Source organism: Bradyrhizobium roseum, assembly GCF_030413175.1.
Classification (GTDB): Bacteria; Pseudomonadota; Alphaproteobacteria; order Rhizobiales; family Xanthobacteraceae; genus Bradyrhizobium; species Bradyrhizobium roseum.
The window spans coordinates 5,955,323-5,967,846 of sequence record NZ_CP129212.1 but is presented as its reverse complement, the minus strand read 5'-3'; the positions used below and the strand labels follow the sequence as shown (position 1 = coordinate 5,967,846).

11 protein-coding genes and 1 pseudogene are annotated in these 12,524 nt (G+C 64.5%); 6 read left to right on the top strand and 6 right to left on the bottom strand.

Features of this window, described 5'->3' with window-relative positions; genetic code table 11:
• Positions 1-70: 70 nt before the first annotated feature.
• Complete coding sequence (locus QUH67_RS28225; RefSeq protein ID WP_300942759.1) at positions 71-1,348, bottom strand: multidrug effflux MFS transporter; 1,278 nt, start codon at positions 1,346-1,348, stop codon at positions 71-73.
• Between the two features lie 264 nt (positions 1,349-1,612).
• The gene (locus QUH67_RS28220) at positions 1,613-3,448 is read right to left on the bottom strand and encodes an aminopeptidase P family protein (protein ID WP_300942757.1); all 1,836 of its coding nucleotides are present in this window, start codon (positions 3,446-3,448) and stop codon (positions 1,613-1,615) included.
• A gap of 245 nt (positions 3,449-3,693) precedes the next feature.
• Between QUH67_RS28220 and QUH67_RS28215 the strand changes: the two genes are divergently transcribed.
• Positions 3,694-3,885, top strand: a complete 192-nt coding sequence (locus QUH67_RS28215) for a hypothetical protein (protein WP_300942755.1) — start codon at positions 3,694-3,696, stop codon at positions 3,883-3,885.
• Between the two features lie 4 nt (positions 3,886-3,889).
• Here the strand turns inward: QUH67_RS28215 and QUH67_RS28210 are convergent, their stop codons facing one another.
• Complete coding sequence (locus QUH67_RS28210) at positions 3,890-4,780, bottom strand: 50S ribosomal protein L11 methyltransferase (protein ID WP_300942753.1); 891 nt, start codon at positions 4,778-4,780, stop codon at positions 3,890-3,892.
• Positions 4,781-4,976: 196 nt separating this feature from the next.
• On the opposite strand from QUH67_RS28210, the gene QUH67_RS28205 reads away from it, so the two are divergent.
• Both QUH67_RS28205 and QUH67_RS28200 read left to right on the top strand, forming a co-directional pair.
• Positions 4,977-5,141: a Flp family type IVb pilin gene (locus QUH67_RS28205; protein WP_300942751.1), complete on the top strand. Its 165-nt coding sequence runs from the start codon at positions 4,977-4,979 to the stop codon at positions 5,139-5,141.
• 537 nt (positions 5,142-5,678) lie between these two features.
• Complete coding sequence (locus tag QUH67_RS28200; RefSeq protein ID WP_300942749.1) at positions 5,679-5,843, top strand: Flp family type IVb pilin; 165 nt, start codon at positions 5,679-5,681, stop codon at positions 5,841-5,843.
• 141 nt (positions 5,844-5,984) lie between these two features.
• On the opposite strand, the pseudogene QUH67_RS28195 reads toward QUH67_RS28200, so the two are convergent.
• A pseudogene (locus QUH67_RS28195) lies at positions 5,985-7,598 on the bottom strand (phytoene desaturase family protein); the annotation flags it as partial.
• A 156-nt stretch (positions 7,599-7,754) separates the two neighbouring features.
• On the opposite strand from QUH67_RS28195, the gene QUH67_RS28190 reads away from it, so the two are divergent.
• A complete protein-coding gene (locus QUH67_RS28190; RefSeq protein WP_300942747.1) occupies positions 7,755-10,043 on the top strand; it encodes a fused MFS/spermidine synthase in 2,289 nt (762 codons plus the stop codon).
• Between the two features lie 43 nt (positions 10,044-10,086).
• Here QUH67_RS28190 and QUH67_RS28185 read toward each other — a convergent pair whose 3' ends face one another.
• Complete coding sequence (locus QUH67_RS28185) at positions 10,087-10,488, bottom strand: carboxymuconolactone decarboxylase family protein (RefSeq protein WP_300942745.1); 402 nt, start codon at positions 10,486-10,488, stop codon at positions 10,087-10,089.
• A gap of 147 nt (positions 10,489-10,635) precedes the next feature.
• Here QUH67_RS28185 and QUH67_RS28180 point away from each other — a divergent pair, with 147 nt between their 5' ends.
• Both QUH67_RS28180 and QUH67_RS28175 read left to right on the top strand, forming a co-directional pair.
• Positions 10,636-11,061 (top strand): YeeE/YedE family protein, encoded by a 426-nt coding sequence (locus QUH67_RS28180; RefSeq protein WP_300942743.1) that lies wholly within the window; start codon positions 10,636-10,638, stop codon positions 11,059-11,061.
• Between the two features lie 3 nt (positions 11,062-11,064).
• A complete protein-coding gene (locus tag QUH67_RS28175; protein WP_300942741.1) occupies positions 11,065-11,523 on the top strand; it encodes a DUF6691 family protein in 459 nt (152 codons plus the stop codon).
• A 41-nt stretch (positions 11,524-11,564) separates the two neighbouring features.
• On the opposite strand, the gene QUH67_RS28170 is transcribed toward QUH67_RS28175, so the two are convergent.
• Positions 11,565-12,353, bottom strand: coding sequence for a L,D-transpeptidase (locus tag QUH67_RS28170; RefSeq protein WP_300942740.1), 789 nt, complete (start codon positions 12,351-12,353; stop codon positions 11,565-11,567).
• Positions 12,354-12,524: the final 171 nt, after the last annotated feature.

Sequence of the window (12,524 nt, the reverse complement as noted above, 5' to 3'; positions counted from 1 at the left end):
GGCGTATTGGATCCTCCGCCTTCGCGGAGGATGACGGCGGAGAGTGGGGCGCCAGCGTCGTACAACACCCTCACAGCATCCCGCTCTCTTCCTCCTCCGCCTTCTTGATCAACTCCTCGCTGACCACGACCGTCTGTCGCGGCACCAGAAAGAACATCGCCGACGCACAGGCGATCGAAAGCGCGAAGATCGCGGCCGTCAGCGGCAACGTGGTGGTGGAGTGGCCGCCGAGATAGGCGCCGAATTGCGAGACCAGTGCGCCAATGCCCTGCTGCAGAAAACCCATCGCGCCGGCGGCGGTGCCGGCGGCCTCGGGGCGGACGCTGATAGCGCCGGCGGCGGCGTTGTTCATCACGAAGGCGTTGGCGACCATCACGATCATCTGGGTGCCGAACAGCCACATCGGCGCCTGGTTGGTGCCGGTGAGGCTGAACACGAGGTTCAGAAGCGCGCCACCAAATTGCAGCGCCAGGCCGAACCAGATCAGCTTCTCCAGCGAATGGCGCGGCGCGAAGCGGACACAGAACAGGTTGCCGACGAGATACGCAAACCCGGTCGTGGCGAACCACGCGCCGTATTCGGCGGTGGTGCGGCCCATCTGCGTCACCACGATATACGGCCCGCCGCCCGCAAAGGTGAAGATGATCTGCGACGCCAGCACCTGGCACAGCACAAAGCCGAGAAAGGCACGGTCGCGGACCAGCTTGCCGATATCGCCGCGAAAGCTGCTGCTCGCAGCACGCTCGCGGCGTGTCTCGGGCAGCGCCAGCGCGATCAGGACCGCGACGCTGATCGAGGCGACGGTGATGAAATAGAAGATCGCGCGCCAGCCGAACGCGGTCTCCAGCAGGCCGCCGACCAGCGCGCTCAGCATCTGCGCGGTCATCATCACCCCGATGACGAGGCTGATCATCGAGCTGATGCGGTCGCGGCTATAGAGATCGCGGATGATGGCGCGGCTCACCACCATGCCGGTGGCGCCGCCGAGCGCCTGCAGGAAACGCGCGGCGATCAGTTGCGGCAGCGTCTGCGCCAGTGAACAGCCGATGCTGGCCGCCACCATCAGCCCCAGGCCCGCGAGCAGCACCTGACGGCGGCCGTACTTGTCCGACAGCGGTCCCATGATGAGCTGCGAGCAGGCGATGCCGACCATGTAGAGCGACACCGTCATCTGCGCGACCGAAATGTCGCCGCCGAACGTCGTCGCCAGCACCGGCAGCGCCGGCACCAGCATATACAGCGAGATCGGCGCGACGCCGGTCATGGCGACCAGCATCAGCAGCATGATCTTCGAGGTCGCAACGGCATCCGCCGCCGCGCCGGGCGGCTTGCCCGCGACGCCGTGCATTTAGTTCTGATCCCTGCTGGTTGAAGATTCTGGTTGGATCGCACTGTAGCGCGCAGGCTCGGGCCGGATAGGGATGTTTGAGCATGCCGCCATGCCGAATTGGGGAGGCGGGGCGCGTTTCGCTGCGCGAAAGCAGGCGGCCACTTCTGTAGCCCGTCATGAGCGCAGCGATATGCGGGACCGGCATCCCGCATGTCGCAAGCGCTCATGCAGGCAACGATCTATCTCTACGATCTTTCTCACCCTCCACGCGGAGAATGACGCCTAAAGCGGCAGCAGCGCTGCCGTCGCCTCGTCCAGCCACAGCCTGGTGGCGTTGTCGTCGAGATGCGGCCGCACCACCCGGTTGACGCGCCCGTGGTAGTCGTTGAGCCATTTCAGTTCGGTGGCGCTCAGCATGTTGACGTCGATCAGGCGGCGATCGATCGGCGCCAGCGTCAGCGTCTCGAACGCATTCACCGGTTTTTCCGCACCGGCGACATCGGCGCCGATGACGAGTTCGAGGTTCTCGATCCGGATGCCGTAGGTGTCGGTCTTGTAGTAGCCGGGCTCGTTGGAGAGGATCATGCCCCGCTTCAACGGCGCGGTGCCGAGTTTCGAGATCCGCGCCGGACCTTCATGCACCGACAGGTAGCTGCCGACGCCGTGGCCGGTGCCGTGCTCGAAATCGAGGCCGGCCTGCCATAGAAATTGCCGCGCAAAGGAATCGAGTTGCGCGCCGGTGGTGCCGTCGGGAAAGATCGCGCGCGCGATCGCGATGTGTCCGCGCAGCACGCGGGTGAAGCGGTCGCGCATCTCGTCGGTCGGCGTGCCGATCGCGATCGTGCGGGTGACGTCGGTGGTGCCGTCCTCATATTGCGCGCCGGAATCGACCAGCAGCAGATCGCCCGGCGCAATCCGCCGGTTGCTCTTGCGGGTGACGCGGTAATGCACGATCGCGCCGTTCGGCCCGGTGCCGGCGATGGTCGGAAATGAAACGTCCTTCAGCGCACAGGTCTGGCGCCGAAACGTTTCCAGCGCCTCGACGGTGTCGATTTCGGTCAAGGCGCCGGACGGCGCCTCGCGGTCGATCCAGGCGAGGAAGCGCGTCAGCGCCACCGCGTCGCGCTGGTGCGCGGTCCTGGTCCCATCGATCTCGGTGAGGTTCTTCACCGCCTTCAGCAGGCTGACCGGGTCGGCGCCGCGCAGCGGCTTGCCGCCGGCGCCCGCGATCAGGCGGCTGAGCGCGTCCGCGGCGGTGGCGCTGTCGAGCGCAATCGCAGCGCCGCCGCGCGCCAGCGCGGTGAGTTCGGGCACCAGCGCGTCGGGATCGCGCACGTCGGCCGATTGCTCGAGATGGTTGCGCGTCAGGTTGGAAAGCTTGCGGTGGTCGATGAAGACGGTAGGCCGACCGTCCTTCGGCACCAGCGCATAGGAAAGAGGCAGCGGCGTATACGAGACGTCGGCGCCGCGGATATTGAACGTCCAGGCCACCGCATGGCTGTCCGACAGCACCAGCGCCTCGGCCCCGAGCCTGTGGATCTCATGCCGGATCCGTTTGAGCTTTTCGGCCTCGATCTCGCCGGAAAATTGCACGCCATGGATCGAAACCGGGCCGAGCGGCGGGGCGGGACGCTCGGTCCACACCTGGTCCAGCGGGTTGCTGTCGACCGCGATCAGTTCGGCGCCCGCCCGCGCGCAGGCAGTGGCCAGCCGCTCGGCTGCCGTAGAAGTGTGCAGCCACGGGTCAAAGCCTAGGCGGTCGCCGGCCACAAGATGCTTGGCCAGCCAGTGTTCCGGCGGTGGATCGGCCAGCGGCTCGATGTGCCAGGCCTTGCGGTCGACCTGCTTGGCGGCCTGCAGCGTATAGCGGCCGTCGACGAAAACGGCGGCCTCGCGGGTCAGCACGATCGCCATGCCGGCCGAACCGGTGAAGCCGGTGAGCCACGCCAGCCGCTCTTCGGAAGGCGCGACATACTCGTTCTGCTGCTGGTCGGCGCGGGGCACCACGAATCCGGTCAGCTTCCGCCGCGCCAGCTCCTCACGGAACGCGGCCAGCCGCGCCGCGAGCGCGACGCCGCTTTCGGGTTCTTCGAATGTCTGGAAATGAGCTTCGAACATTGCGGCGTCACTTTATCGCGTTTTCGTGCAAAGTGGATACCGGCTTCGCGCGAAGAAACCGTGGCCGGTCAAGTTTTGGTGGAGCGGACCGCAGCGCGCCGGGTTCGACCACATTTTGGCATAATCCGTGCTTAATTATACCTGTCCACATGAGCCGGATGGAACGGTATTGCGGGGCTGGCCGTTGGCTTCAGCGTATTGGGAGGCTCGAGGAGTGTTTCAACTCAACGAAGAGGGGATGCACCATGCCTGTTTTCACGTTTGAGAAGATTTCGCCCCCGGCCGACCGCGGCCCGATTCCACCGGTCGCCAACAAGAAGCAGCGCGGTGTCATCGTCCAGATGCTGGACCGGTTTGCAGAAGCGCGGATCAAGCGCGCACAACGTGACGACGCGAAGGGCGTGCCGGCCCGCAATCCGCGCCGATTGCCCGAGTAGAAGCTCAGTTCACCTTGCGCAGCAGCAGGCTGCTCCAGCCTTCGATACGCAGGTGCCGCACCGGCACCAGCCCGCGGGCGCGATAGGCGGCGATGACGGCCGGCGCCTGAGGCGTCAGCAGTCCCGACAGAATGACTAAAGCGCCCGGCGCGAGGTGGCGCGCCATCGGTGCTGCCAGTTGCCGCAACGGATTGGCGAGGATATTCGCCAGCACCAGGTCGAACGGCGCGGCACCCGCAAATTGCGGCGCCGCGAACCCGGTGGCGCGGATCGCCTGCACCAGATGTCCTGCAACGTTGAGCCGAGCATTTTCGCGGGCGACCTGCACCGAGGGTGGATCGATATCGCTGGCCAGCACCTTTTCGTGCAGCGCCTTGGCCGCTGCGATCGCCAGCACGCCCGTACCGGTGCCGAGATCGAGCACGCGACGCGGCCGCCGGGACTTGAGGACAAGATCGAGCAATAGCAGGCAGCCGCGCGTGGTGCCGTGGTGGCCGGTGCCGAAGGCCAGCGCCGCCTCGATCTCGATGCCGAGCTTGTTGGCTGCGATCCGCTCGCGGTCATGCTGGCCATGGACGATGAAGCGCCCCGCGGGCACGGGAACCAGGTCTTCAAGGCTGGCCCTGACCCAGTCCCTGGCCTCGACCGTGTCGAACACGATGCCTGCGGCGATATCCGCGCCCGCGGCATTGGTAACCAGCTCGCGCAGCAGCGGCTGATCGGGCGGATCGGCAAAGTGCACCGTAACGTCCCATCGACCATCCGGCCGCTCGAACGCAGCCATCGCTGCCTCGCCCTCAAAAAAAATCTCGGTTAACACATCTACAACACCCTTGGCGGCGGTTTCATCGCCGACGGCGAAGCTGACACGGTAGGTAGGGGGCATCGAAGTCATTGAATAACCTGATAAAAACGAGTTGGAGAGTGGCCGCAAGCGCGCTTCGTTCGACTTTTAGCCAATTTCAGGTTGCAATATTCGCGAAAGTTGTACATTGCGCGTTAGGCCAACCTTAGATTCCTTTGCGTAGGTTTCCCCTAGGAACTACGGGGAAAGCCTGGGTTCCAGCAACATCAACCCAGGTCGAACAGTCATGAAAACGATCATCAAGTCATTCCTGAAGGACGAATCCGGCGCCACGGCCATCGAGTACGGCCTGATCGCCGCAGGTATTTCGGTCGCGATCATCGCGGCCGTCAACGGTCTCGGCGGCAAGATCAACTCGAACTTCGTGGCGATCAGCAGCTCGCTGAAGTAACGGCCCTTCCAGGGGGGTTTGGGACCGGGCGCGACGCGCGCCCGGTCCCTTTTATTTTGCGCGGCGTTGGTACAGTGATGTCTGCCTTTTATCCACAGGCTGCGGAGCATTGCCGACCCCGTCATACACATTCGATACCGGCTTTTTCCACAGTCGCGCCGGCGGGTTTACGACAGTTTATCCACAGGCTGTTCTCGCCCTTGTCCACCGGTTCTGCACGCGCTGCGTCCCGGCCGATCACCGCAATGGGTGATCCCGAAAAAAATTATGTGGGTTAACGCATCTACAACATCCTTGGCCCCGCGCGCCGACAGCAAAGTTGGCGCGAGATGTGGAGGGTATGGAAAGGTCTTTGAACGCCCTGCAAACTGGAAAGAGAAGCCGCGCTTCTCTCGATTTTGAGCCAATTGCAGTTGAAATATCCTCAAAAGTTGTCCGTCGTGCGTTAGTTCGACTTTAGATTTCCGGACCTAGGTTCCCTCCAGGAACTGGGGCCAAACCCGGGTTCCGAAAATTTGAACCCAGGTTGGAGCAGCCATGAAATCGATCTTTGAGTCATTTCTTCGCGACGAATCCGGCGCCACGGCCATCGAGTATGGCCTGATCGCTGCAGGTATTGCGGTCGCGATCATCGCCGCCGTCAACGGCCTCGGCGGCAAGCTTAACTCGAACTTCGAGGCCATCAGCAGCTCGCTGAAGTAATAGTCCATTTCGAGGGGCTTTCGGGACCGGGCGCGCTGAGCGCCCGGTCTCTTTTTTATTGTGTGCCGGCGTTGGTGTTGGCGATTCACACACCGTCCACCGCGCTTTGGCAGCTTGCAGAAATCCCGGCCAATGCCCGTGTTATCCAAACAGCGCGCGGTGATCGCCCAGGATGGCACGCGCTGCGTTGTGGCCGGGGGCACCGGTGACGCCGCCGCCAGGGTGGGCGCCTGAGCCGCAATGGTACAGCCCTTTTAGCGGTCCGCGGTAATCGGCATGGCCCAGCATCGGCCGCGCCGAGAACAACTGGTTCAATGTCAGCGCGCCGTGAAAAATGTCGCCGCCGAGCAGGCCGAACTGCCGCTCAAGGTCAAGCGGCGACAATATCTGACGGCCGATCACACTGGCCGCAAAGCCCGGCGCGAACTTGTCGACGGTCGAGACCATGAGGTCGGCGACTTCCTCGCGATGATCGTCCCAGGATCTTCCATCCGGCAGCTCCGGCGCGACATGCTGGCAGAACAGGCTCGCGACATGCTGGCCCTGCGGCGCCAGCGACGAGTCCAGCGTCGAGGGGATCAGCACTTCCACCACGGGTGCGCGGCTCCAGCCGTACTCGCGTGCGTCCTGCCAGGCGCGATCCATATAGCCGAGGCTCGGCGCCAGGATGATGCCGGCGGTGAGGTGATCGCCTTCGCCGGGCAGCGCGGCGAAGGAGGGCAGGGCGTTGAGCGCGACGTTCATGCGGAACGTGCCAGAACCGTTACGCCAGCGCGCGATCCGCGCCAGAAATTCCGGCGCCAGCGCGCCTGACGGCATCAGCCGCGTATACAGCAGTTTCGGATTGACGCCGGAGACGACATATGTCGCGCGGATGGTTTTGCCGTTGTCGAGGATAACGCCAATGGCGCGGCCGCCCTCGACGATCACCTCGCGCACGCCTGCATCCGTTTTAATCTCGGCGCCGGCCCCGCGCGCCGAGTGCGCCATCGCCTGCGTGATCGCGCCCATGCCGCCGATCGCGTGACCCCAGACGCCCTTCTTGCCGTTCACTTCGCCGAACGCGTGGTGCAGCATCACATAGGCCGAGCCGGCGGCGTAGGGGCTGGCGTAATTGCCGACGATAGCATCGAAGCCGAACAGCGCCTTCACCAGTTCGTTCTCGAAACGCTCGTCCAGCATGTCGCCGGCCGAGCGCGTGAACAGGTCGAGCAGGTCGCGCTGCTGCTCCAGCGAGAGCTTGCGCAGGATGCCGGCCGTGCCCATCGCGTTGATGGCTTCGCGGATCGCGCCGATGCCAAACCCCTCGACGAGGTTCGGCGGCGGGCGCAGCACGAACTGCCGCAGCACGTCGGCGATGGCCTCCAGCTCGCGCGAGAAGGCGTCGATGGTGGCGGCATCGCGTTCGCTGAGCTTTGCCACCGATTGCCTTGTGCGGCCTTCGCCGGTCAGGAGATAGCTGCCATCGGGGGCGGGCAGGAAATTCTGCGCACGGCGCTCCACGACGCGCAGGCCGTGTTCGGCGAGTTTCAGGTCGGCAATGATCTGGGGATTGAGCAGGCTGACCGTATAGGCGGCCACCGAGTTGCGAAAACCCGGATGGAATTCCTCGGTTACGGCAGCGCCGCCGACCACCTTGCGGCGCTCCACCACTTTGACGCGCAGGCCGGCCATCGCGAGATAGGCGGCGCAGGTGAGGCCGTTATGGCCTGCCCCAATGATGACAACGTCGGTCTCGTTCATGTCCGCTTCAGCTTCAAAAAGGTTTCATCGGCAAGCGCGCGACGCGCCCTGTCCGTGCTTTCTTATCCCGCATTGCTCGCCGTGTCGCCCTGTGCTCCATTGCGCGCTTCCGGTGGCCCCGCCGGAGATCCCGCCGCCGGTGCCCGCCGGTTTCTTGCCGGAGTTTTGATGATTTCTCCCGATCTGTCCGCTACCGCGGACCTGCCCTCCGAGCGCCGGAACCGGCTGGTCCTGATCGTCTATACCGCCGCGATCTTCGTCAGCGCGCTGCTGTTGTTCTCGGTGCAGCCGCTGTTCACCAAGATGGTGCTGCCGCGGCTCGGCGGCTCGCCCGCGGTGTGGTCGGTGGCGATGGTATTCTTCCAGTCGCTGCTGCTCGGCGGCTATGCCTATGCGCATTTTCTCATGCAGCTCCGCAACCGCGCGATCCCCGTGGCGATCCACCTGGTGCTGCTCGCTGGCGCAATGCTGACGCTGCCGCTGTCGATCTCGAGCGGGTGGGGCGATCCGCCGACTTCGGGCTATGCGCTGTGGCTGCTCGGCCTGTTTGCGGTGTCGATCGGGCTGCCGTTCTTCGCGCTCGCCGCCAACAATCCGCTGCTGCAGGCCTGGTTTGTCCGCACCGGCCACCCCAACGGTCCCGATCCGTACTTTCTCTACGCGTCCTCCAATATCGGTAGCTTCCTGGCGCTGTTGTCCTACCCGGTCCTGCTGGAGCCGATGTTCACGCTGCGCACGCAGAACCTGATCTGGACCGGTGGCTATGGCTTGCTGATCGTGTTGATCGCGAGCTGCGGCATGTTGCTGCTGCGCTCGCCGGCGAAGGCGGCGGAATTGAACATGCCGGCCGACGAGGGCGATGCGGCGGCCCCATCGTGGATTCTGCGCGCCCGCTGGATCTTCCTGGCCGCCGTGCCGTCGGGACTGCTGATCGCGGTCACCGCGCATATTTCCACCGACGTCGCCGCTGCGCCCCTGCTGTGGGTGTTGCCGCTATCGCTCTATCTGTTGACCTGGGTGCTGGTGTTCCAGTCGCGGCCGCTGCTGCCGCACAAATGGATGTTGCTGGCGCAGCCTTTGGCGATCGCCGGCGTCGTGGTGCTGCTGGCATTCGGCGGCGAGCAGAATCTGCTGCTGACGCTCGGCGGACACCTGATCTGTTTCTTCGTGATCGCGATGGCCTGCCATGGCGAACTGGCGCGCACCCGGCCGGCGGCAAGATATCTCACCGGTTTTTATGTCGCGCTGTCGTTCGGCGGCATGGTCGGCGGCCTGTTCGCGGGGCTGATCGCGCCGTTCACCTTCTCATGGATCGCGGAATATCCGATTCTTCTGGCGCTGGCGGCGCTGTGCCGTCCGTCCGGCAACGAACGCCTGCCGCGCTGGAGCGCATGGTATTGGCCGTTCCTCGCCGTATTGGCGGTCGCGCTGATCGCACCGACCTATGCGAACACCGGAAAACTGTTCATCTGGCTCGACACCAACCGGGTCTGGGTGATCGGCGCGGTCGGCGTGCTCTCGGCGCTGCTGGCGCTCGGCTTCAACGCCGATCGCTGGAAGATATTTGCGACCGTCGCCGTCGCGCTGCTGCTGTTGCGCGCGTATCCCTCGGACGAGGGCCGGGTCGAAACGGTGCGCAGTTTCTTCGGCGTGCACAAGATCGTGGTGACGCCGAACGGCCAGTATCACGTGCTGATGCACGGCACCACGATCCACGGTGCCGAGAAATTCAAGAATGACGACGGCACGCCGGTGAAAGGCCAGCCGGAGCCGATCACCTATTACCACAGGGATGGCGGCATCGGTCAGGCGATCGCGGCGATCCGCGAGCGCAAGGGAACGCCGCTGCGCGTCGCCGTCATCGGTCTCGGCTCCGGCACGCTGGTCTGCGCTGCCGAGCCCGGCGAGGAGTGGAAGTTCTTCGAAATCGACCAGACGATGGTCGATACGGCGCGCGACCCGAAATACTTCACCTACATCCAGGTCTGCGAGCCCAACCTGGAGCCCGTGATCGGCGATGCGCGGTTGACCTTCGCCCGCGAGCCCGACGGGGTCTACGACCTGATCATCGTCGATGCCTATTCATCCGATGCGATCCCGATCCATCTGGCGACCGAGGAGGCGATGGAGATCTACAAGTCCAAGCTCGCGCCGCAGGGCGCGGTCGTGATGCACGTCTCCAACCGGCATCTCGAGCTTTCGAGCGTCGTCGTCGGCATCGCCGACGCCAACGACATGAAGAGCTGGGTCTATGACGAGGATTCCGGCCGCGATAGTGAATACATCTTCTCGACCTCTGTGGTGACATCGGCGCGCGAAGAGGCCGACGTCGGCAAGCTGGCGTCGTCGGGTAAATGGGCATTGACCGAGGCCGAGGATCACCAGCGGGTCTGGACCGACGATTATTCCAACGTGCTGGGCGCGGTGTGGCGGCGGCTCAGACGCGGCGAGGAATAGATGATGTGGGCTCCGAGAGCCCCGATGTTTCGAGCGGTCCCTGTCATTCGAGGCGGACTTCTTCCTCATCGCGAACCGCAGCGGGCTTGTCCGATGGTTTCGCCGTACCGGCCTCGAATTGCGTGAACGCTTCCAGCGCGTGGCTTGCGTACATTACCGATGGACCCGCGCCCATATAGATCGCCATCCCGAGCGTCTCGCTCACCTCTTCCTTTGTGGCACCCTGTTCCACGCACGCCTTGACGTGGAAAGCGATGCAATCGTCGCATCGCACCGCGACCGCGATGCCGAGCGCGATCAGTTCCTTGGTCTTGGCATCCAGCGCCTTCGAAACCGTCGCCGCTTTCGCAATGCCCGCGAACGCCTTCATGACATCGGGCGCGGCTCCGCGAAGGCTGCGCAGCAGAGCGCTCAAATCGGTGGTCTCTTGCGGCCAATTGGTCATCGATTTTGCCTTTGTGGTTGACTGACATGATATAATCAGCGGTGTGATGGCCGGCGTTGCGATGGATCAAGGGTGCATTCGACATTCGATGCGCAAAAGCGCGCCGCTATGATTCACGCGCGGCTGGCAACGATAGGGAAGCCTGGTATGGACAACTTTACTCCCGTCTCGGCCGCGATCGGTGGTGCGCTGATCGGGCTTTCCGCTGTCCTGCTGATGTTGTCGACCGGCCGGATCGCCGGCATCAGCGGCATCTTCGCCGGCCTGCTGAATGTGCGCGGCGAAGACAAGAGCTGGCGGATCGCTTTCCTCGCCGGGCTTATTCTCGCTCCCGTTCTCGCCGGCCTGATCGGCTACGGCATGGCGCAGCCTGCCTTGCCGTCGAACTGGACGTTCATTGCCGTGGCGGGACTGCTGGTCGGGTTCGGCACCCGGCTCGGCGGCGGCTGCACGTCCGGTCACGGCATTTGCGGAATAGCCGGGCTGTCGCCGCGCTCCGTCGCCGCCACGGTTATCTTCATGGTGATGGCGATCGTCACCGTGGCGGTCACGCGCCACGTATTGGGAGGTTGAGCCATGCGGATCATCGCCCCCTTGTTGTGCGGCCTGATCTTCGGCGCGGGTCTGCTGATTTCAGGCATGGTGCAGCCGGCCAAGGTTTTGGCCTTTCTGGATATCTTCGGTGCATGGGATCCGAGCCTCGCCGTGGTGATGGCCGCGGCGCTCGCGGTGTCGGTGCCTGGTTTCAGGCTGGCCGATCGCGGCGCGCGGCCGTGGTTTGCCGGCCAATATTTTCGGCCGGGCAAATCAGGCATCGATCTGCCACTGGTGGCGGGGGCCGCGCTGTTCGGAATCGGATGGGGCCTCGTCGGCCTGTGTCCGGGGCCGGCGCTGGAAAGCATCGCCAGCCTGTCGCCCGGCATCATCGTTTTCGTCGGCGCGATGGCGGCGGGGATGATGGCTCACGACGTCTGGCAACAGCGGCGGCCGAACGCCCAACGCGATCGGCAGCTCGCGGGCGCGACGGACGGTTGAGACTGCGGCCGGAGATCAATCCAGCCGCATCAAAGTCCCGGCTAGTTGAACAGCCCGCGCGGCTGATAGGTTTGCAGCGGCTGGTAGTAGTAGCCCTGCGGGGCCGGCACGTAGCCGCGGTTGTCGTAATATTGTTGCTGCGGCTGCTGCTGATAGGCTTGGGTGTCGTAGCTGCGACGGCTCGGCGGGGCCGGATAACGCGCCTCGTTGGAAGAACCGTCGGCGGGATAGATATAGCCATCGTCGGCGCGCGCCTGGGTCTGCGGCACGACGCGCTGAGTCGGCGGCGTAATCACCGTGGGATCGCCGGCAGCGTCGTATTGCTGTTCGTATTGCGGCAGCGGCGCGCGGCGGGCCACGGCGGTGTTGACGCGCGGCCGCGGATTGCGCGCCAGCGCCACCTGCGACGAGCCTGACAGCGTCACCGTGGTGTTGAGCACGCCTTGCTCCTTCACCAGCGCGAACAGTTTTGCGGCATTCTCGCGCGACAGCCGCACGCAGCCATGCGACGCCGGCGAGCCGAGGCGGTTGACGGAGTCGGTGCCGTGAATGGCGTGGCCGAGCTTGGTGAAAAACACCGCGTGCGGCATCGGCGCTTCGTCGAATTCCTTGGAGTAGTGGTCCTCCTCCATCCGGAACGCGCGGAAACTGCCGTTCGGCGTTTCGTAGGACGGTAGCCCCGACGACACCGGCCAGCGATACGTCTCGACGCCATCGACGGCGACGGTCATCTGCTGGTTGTCCTTGTCGACGGTGATGGCGACTTTGGCCTGGGCGGCGCCCGATGCAAACAGCGTCAGGGCGGTAACGGCGATGAGGAAGGAACGCATTTTACCTTTGGCCTCCAGGCCTTTGAGCTAAGCTGCCGGCTCTCTCCGTCCCCGGCCCACACTATGCCGCGAAACCGGTACTGGTTCCAGAAACAGCACGGGTAATCGTTAACGCCTGCCGCGGCACAAACAAGGCCGCAGCACGGCGCAACCGGCGGCAAAGTGCTGACA

What these genes read in the sequence shown, in the direction of transcription:
- QUH67_RS28215 (WP_300942755.1), top strand. Translation starts at nt 3,694, where the DNA reads ATGCCTGTTTTCACGTTTGAGAAGATTTCGCCCCCGGCCGACCGCGGC.
- QUH67_RS28210 (WP_300942753.1), bottom strand. Translation starts at nt 4,780, where the DNA reads ATGACTTCGATGCCCCCTACCTACCGTGTCAGCTTCGCCGTCGGCGAT.
- QUH67_RS28225 (WP_300942759.1), bottom strand. Translation starts at nt 1,348, where the DNA reads ATGCACGGCGTCGCGGGCAAGCCGCCCGGCGCGGCGGCGGATGCCGTT.
- QUH67_RS28170 (WP_300942740.1), bottom strand. Translation starts at nt 12,353, where the DNA reads ATGCGTTCCTTCCTCATCGCCGTTACCGCCCTGACGCTGTTTGCATCG.
- QUH67_RS28185 (WP_300942745.1), bottom strand. Translation starts at nt 10,488, where the DNA reads ATGACCAATTGGCCGCAAGAGACCACCGATTTGAGCGCTCTGCTGCGC.
- QUH67_RS28200 (WP_300942749.1), top strand. Translation starts at nt 5,679, where the DNA reads ATGAAATCGATCTTTGAGTCATTTCTTCGCGACGAATCCGGCGCCACG.
- QUH67_RS28175 (WP_300942741.1), top strand. Translation starts at nt 11,065, where the DNA reads ATGCGGATCATCGCCCCCTTGTTGTGCGGCCTGATCTTCGGCGCGGGT.
- QUH67_RS28205 (WP_300942751.1), top strand. Translation starts at nt 4,977, where the DNA reads ATGAAAACGATCATCAAGTCATTCCTGAAGGACGAATCCGGCGCCACG.
- QUH67_RS28220 (WP_300942757.1), bottom strand. Translation starts at nt 3,448, where the DNA reads ATGTTCGAAGCTCATTTCCAGACATTCGAAGAACCCGAAAGCGGCGTC.
- QUH67_RS28190 (WP_300942747.1), top strand. Translation starts at nt 7,755, where the DNA reads ATGATTTCTCCCGATCTGTCCGCTACCGCGGACCTGCCCTCCGAGCGC.
- QUH67_RS28180 (WP_300942743.1), top strand. Translation starts at nt 10,636, where the DNA reads ATGGACAACTTTACTCCCGTCTCGGCCGCGATCGGTGGTGCGCTGATC.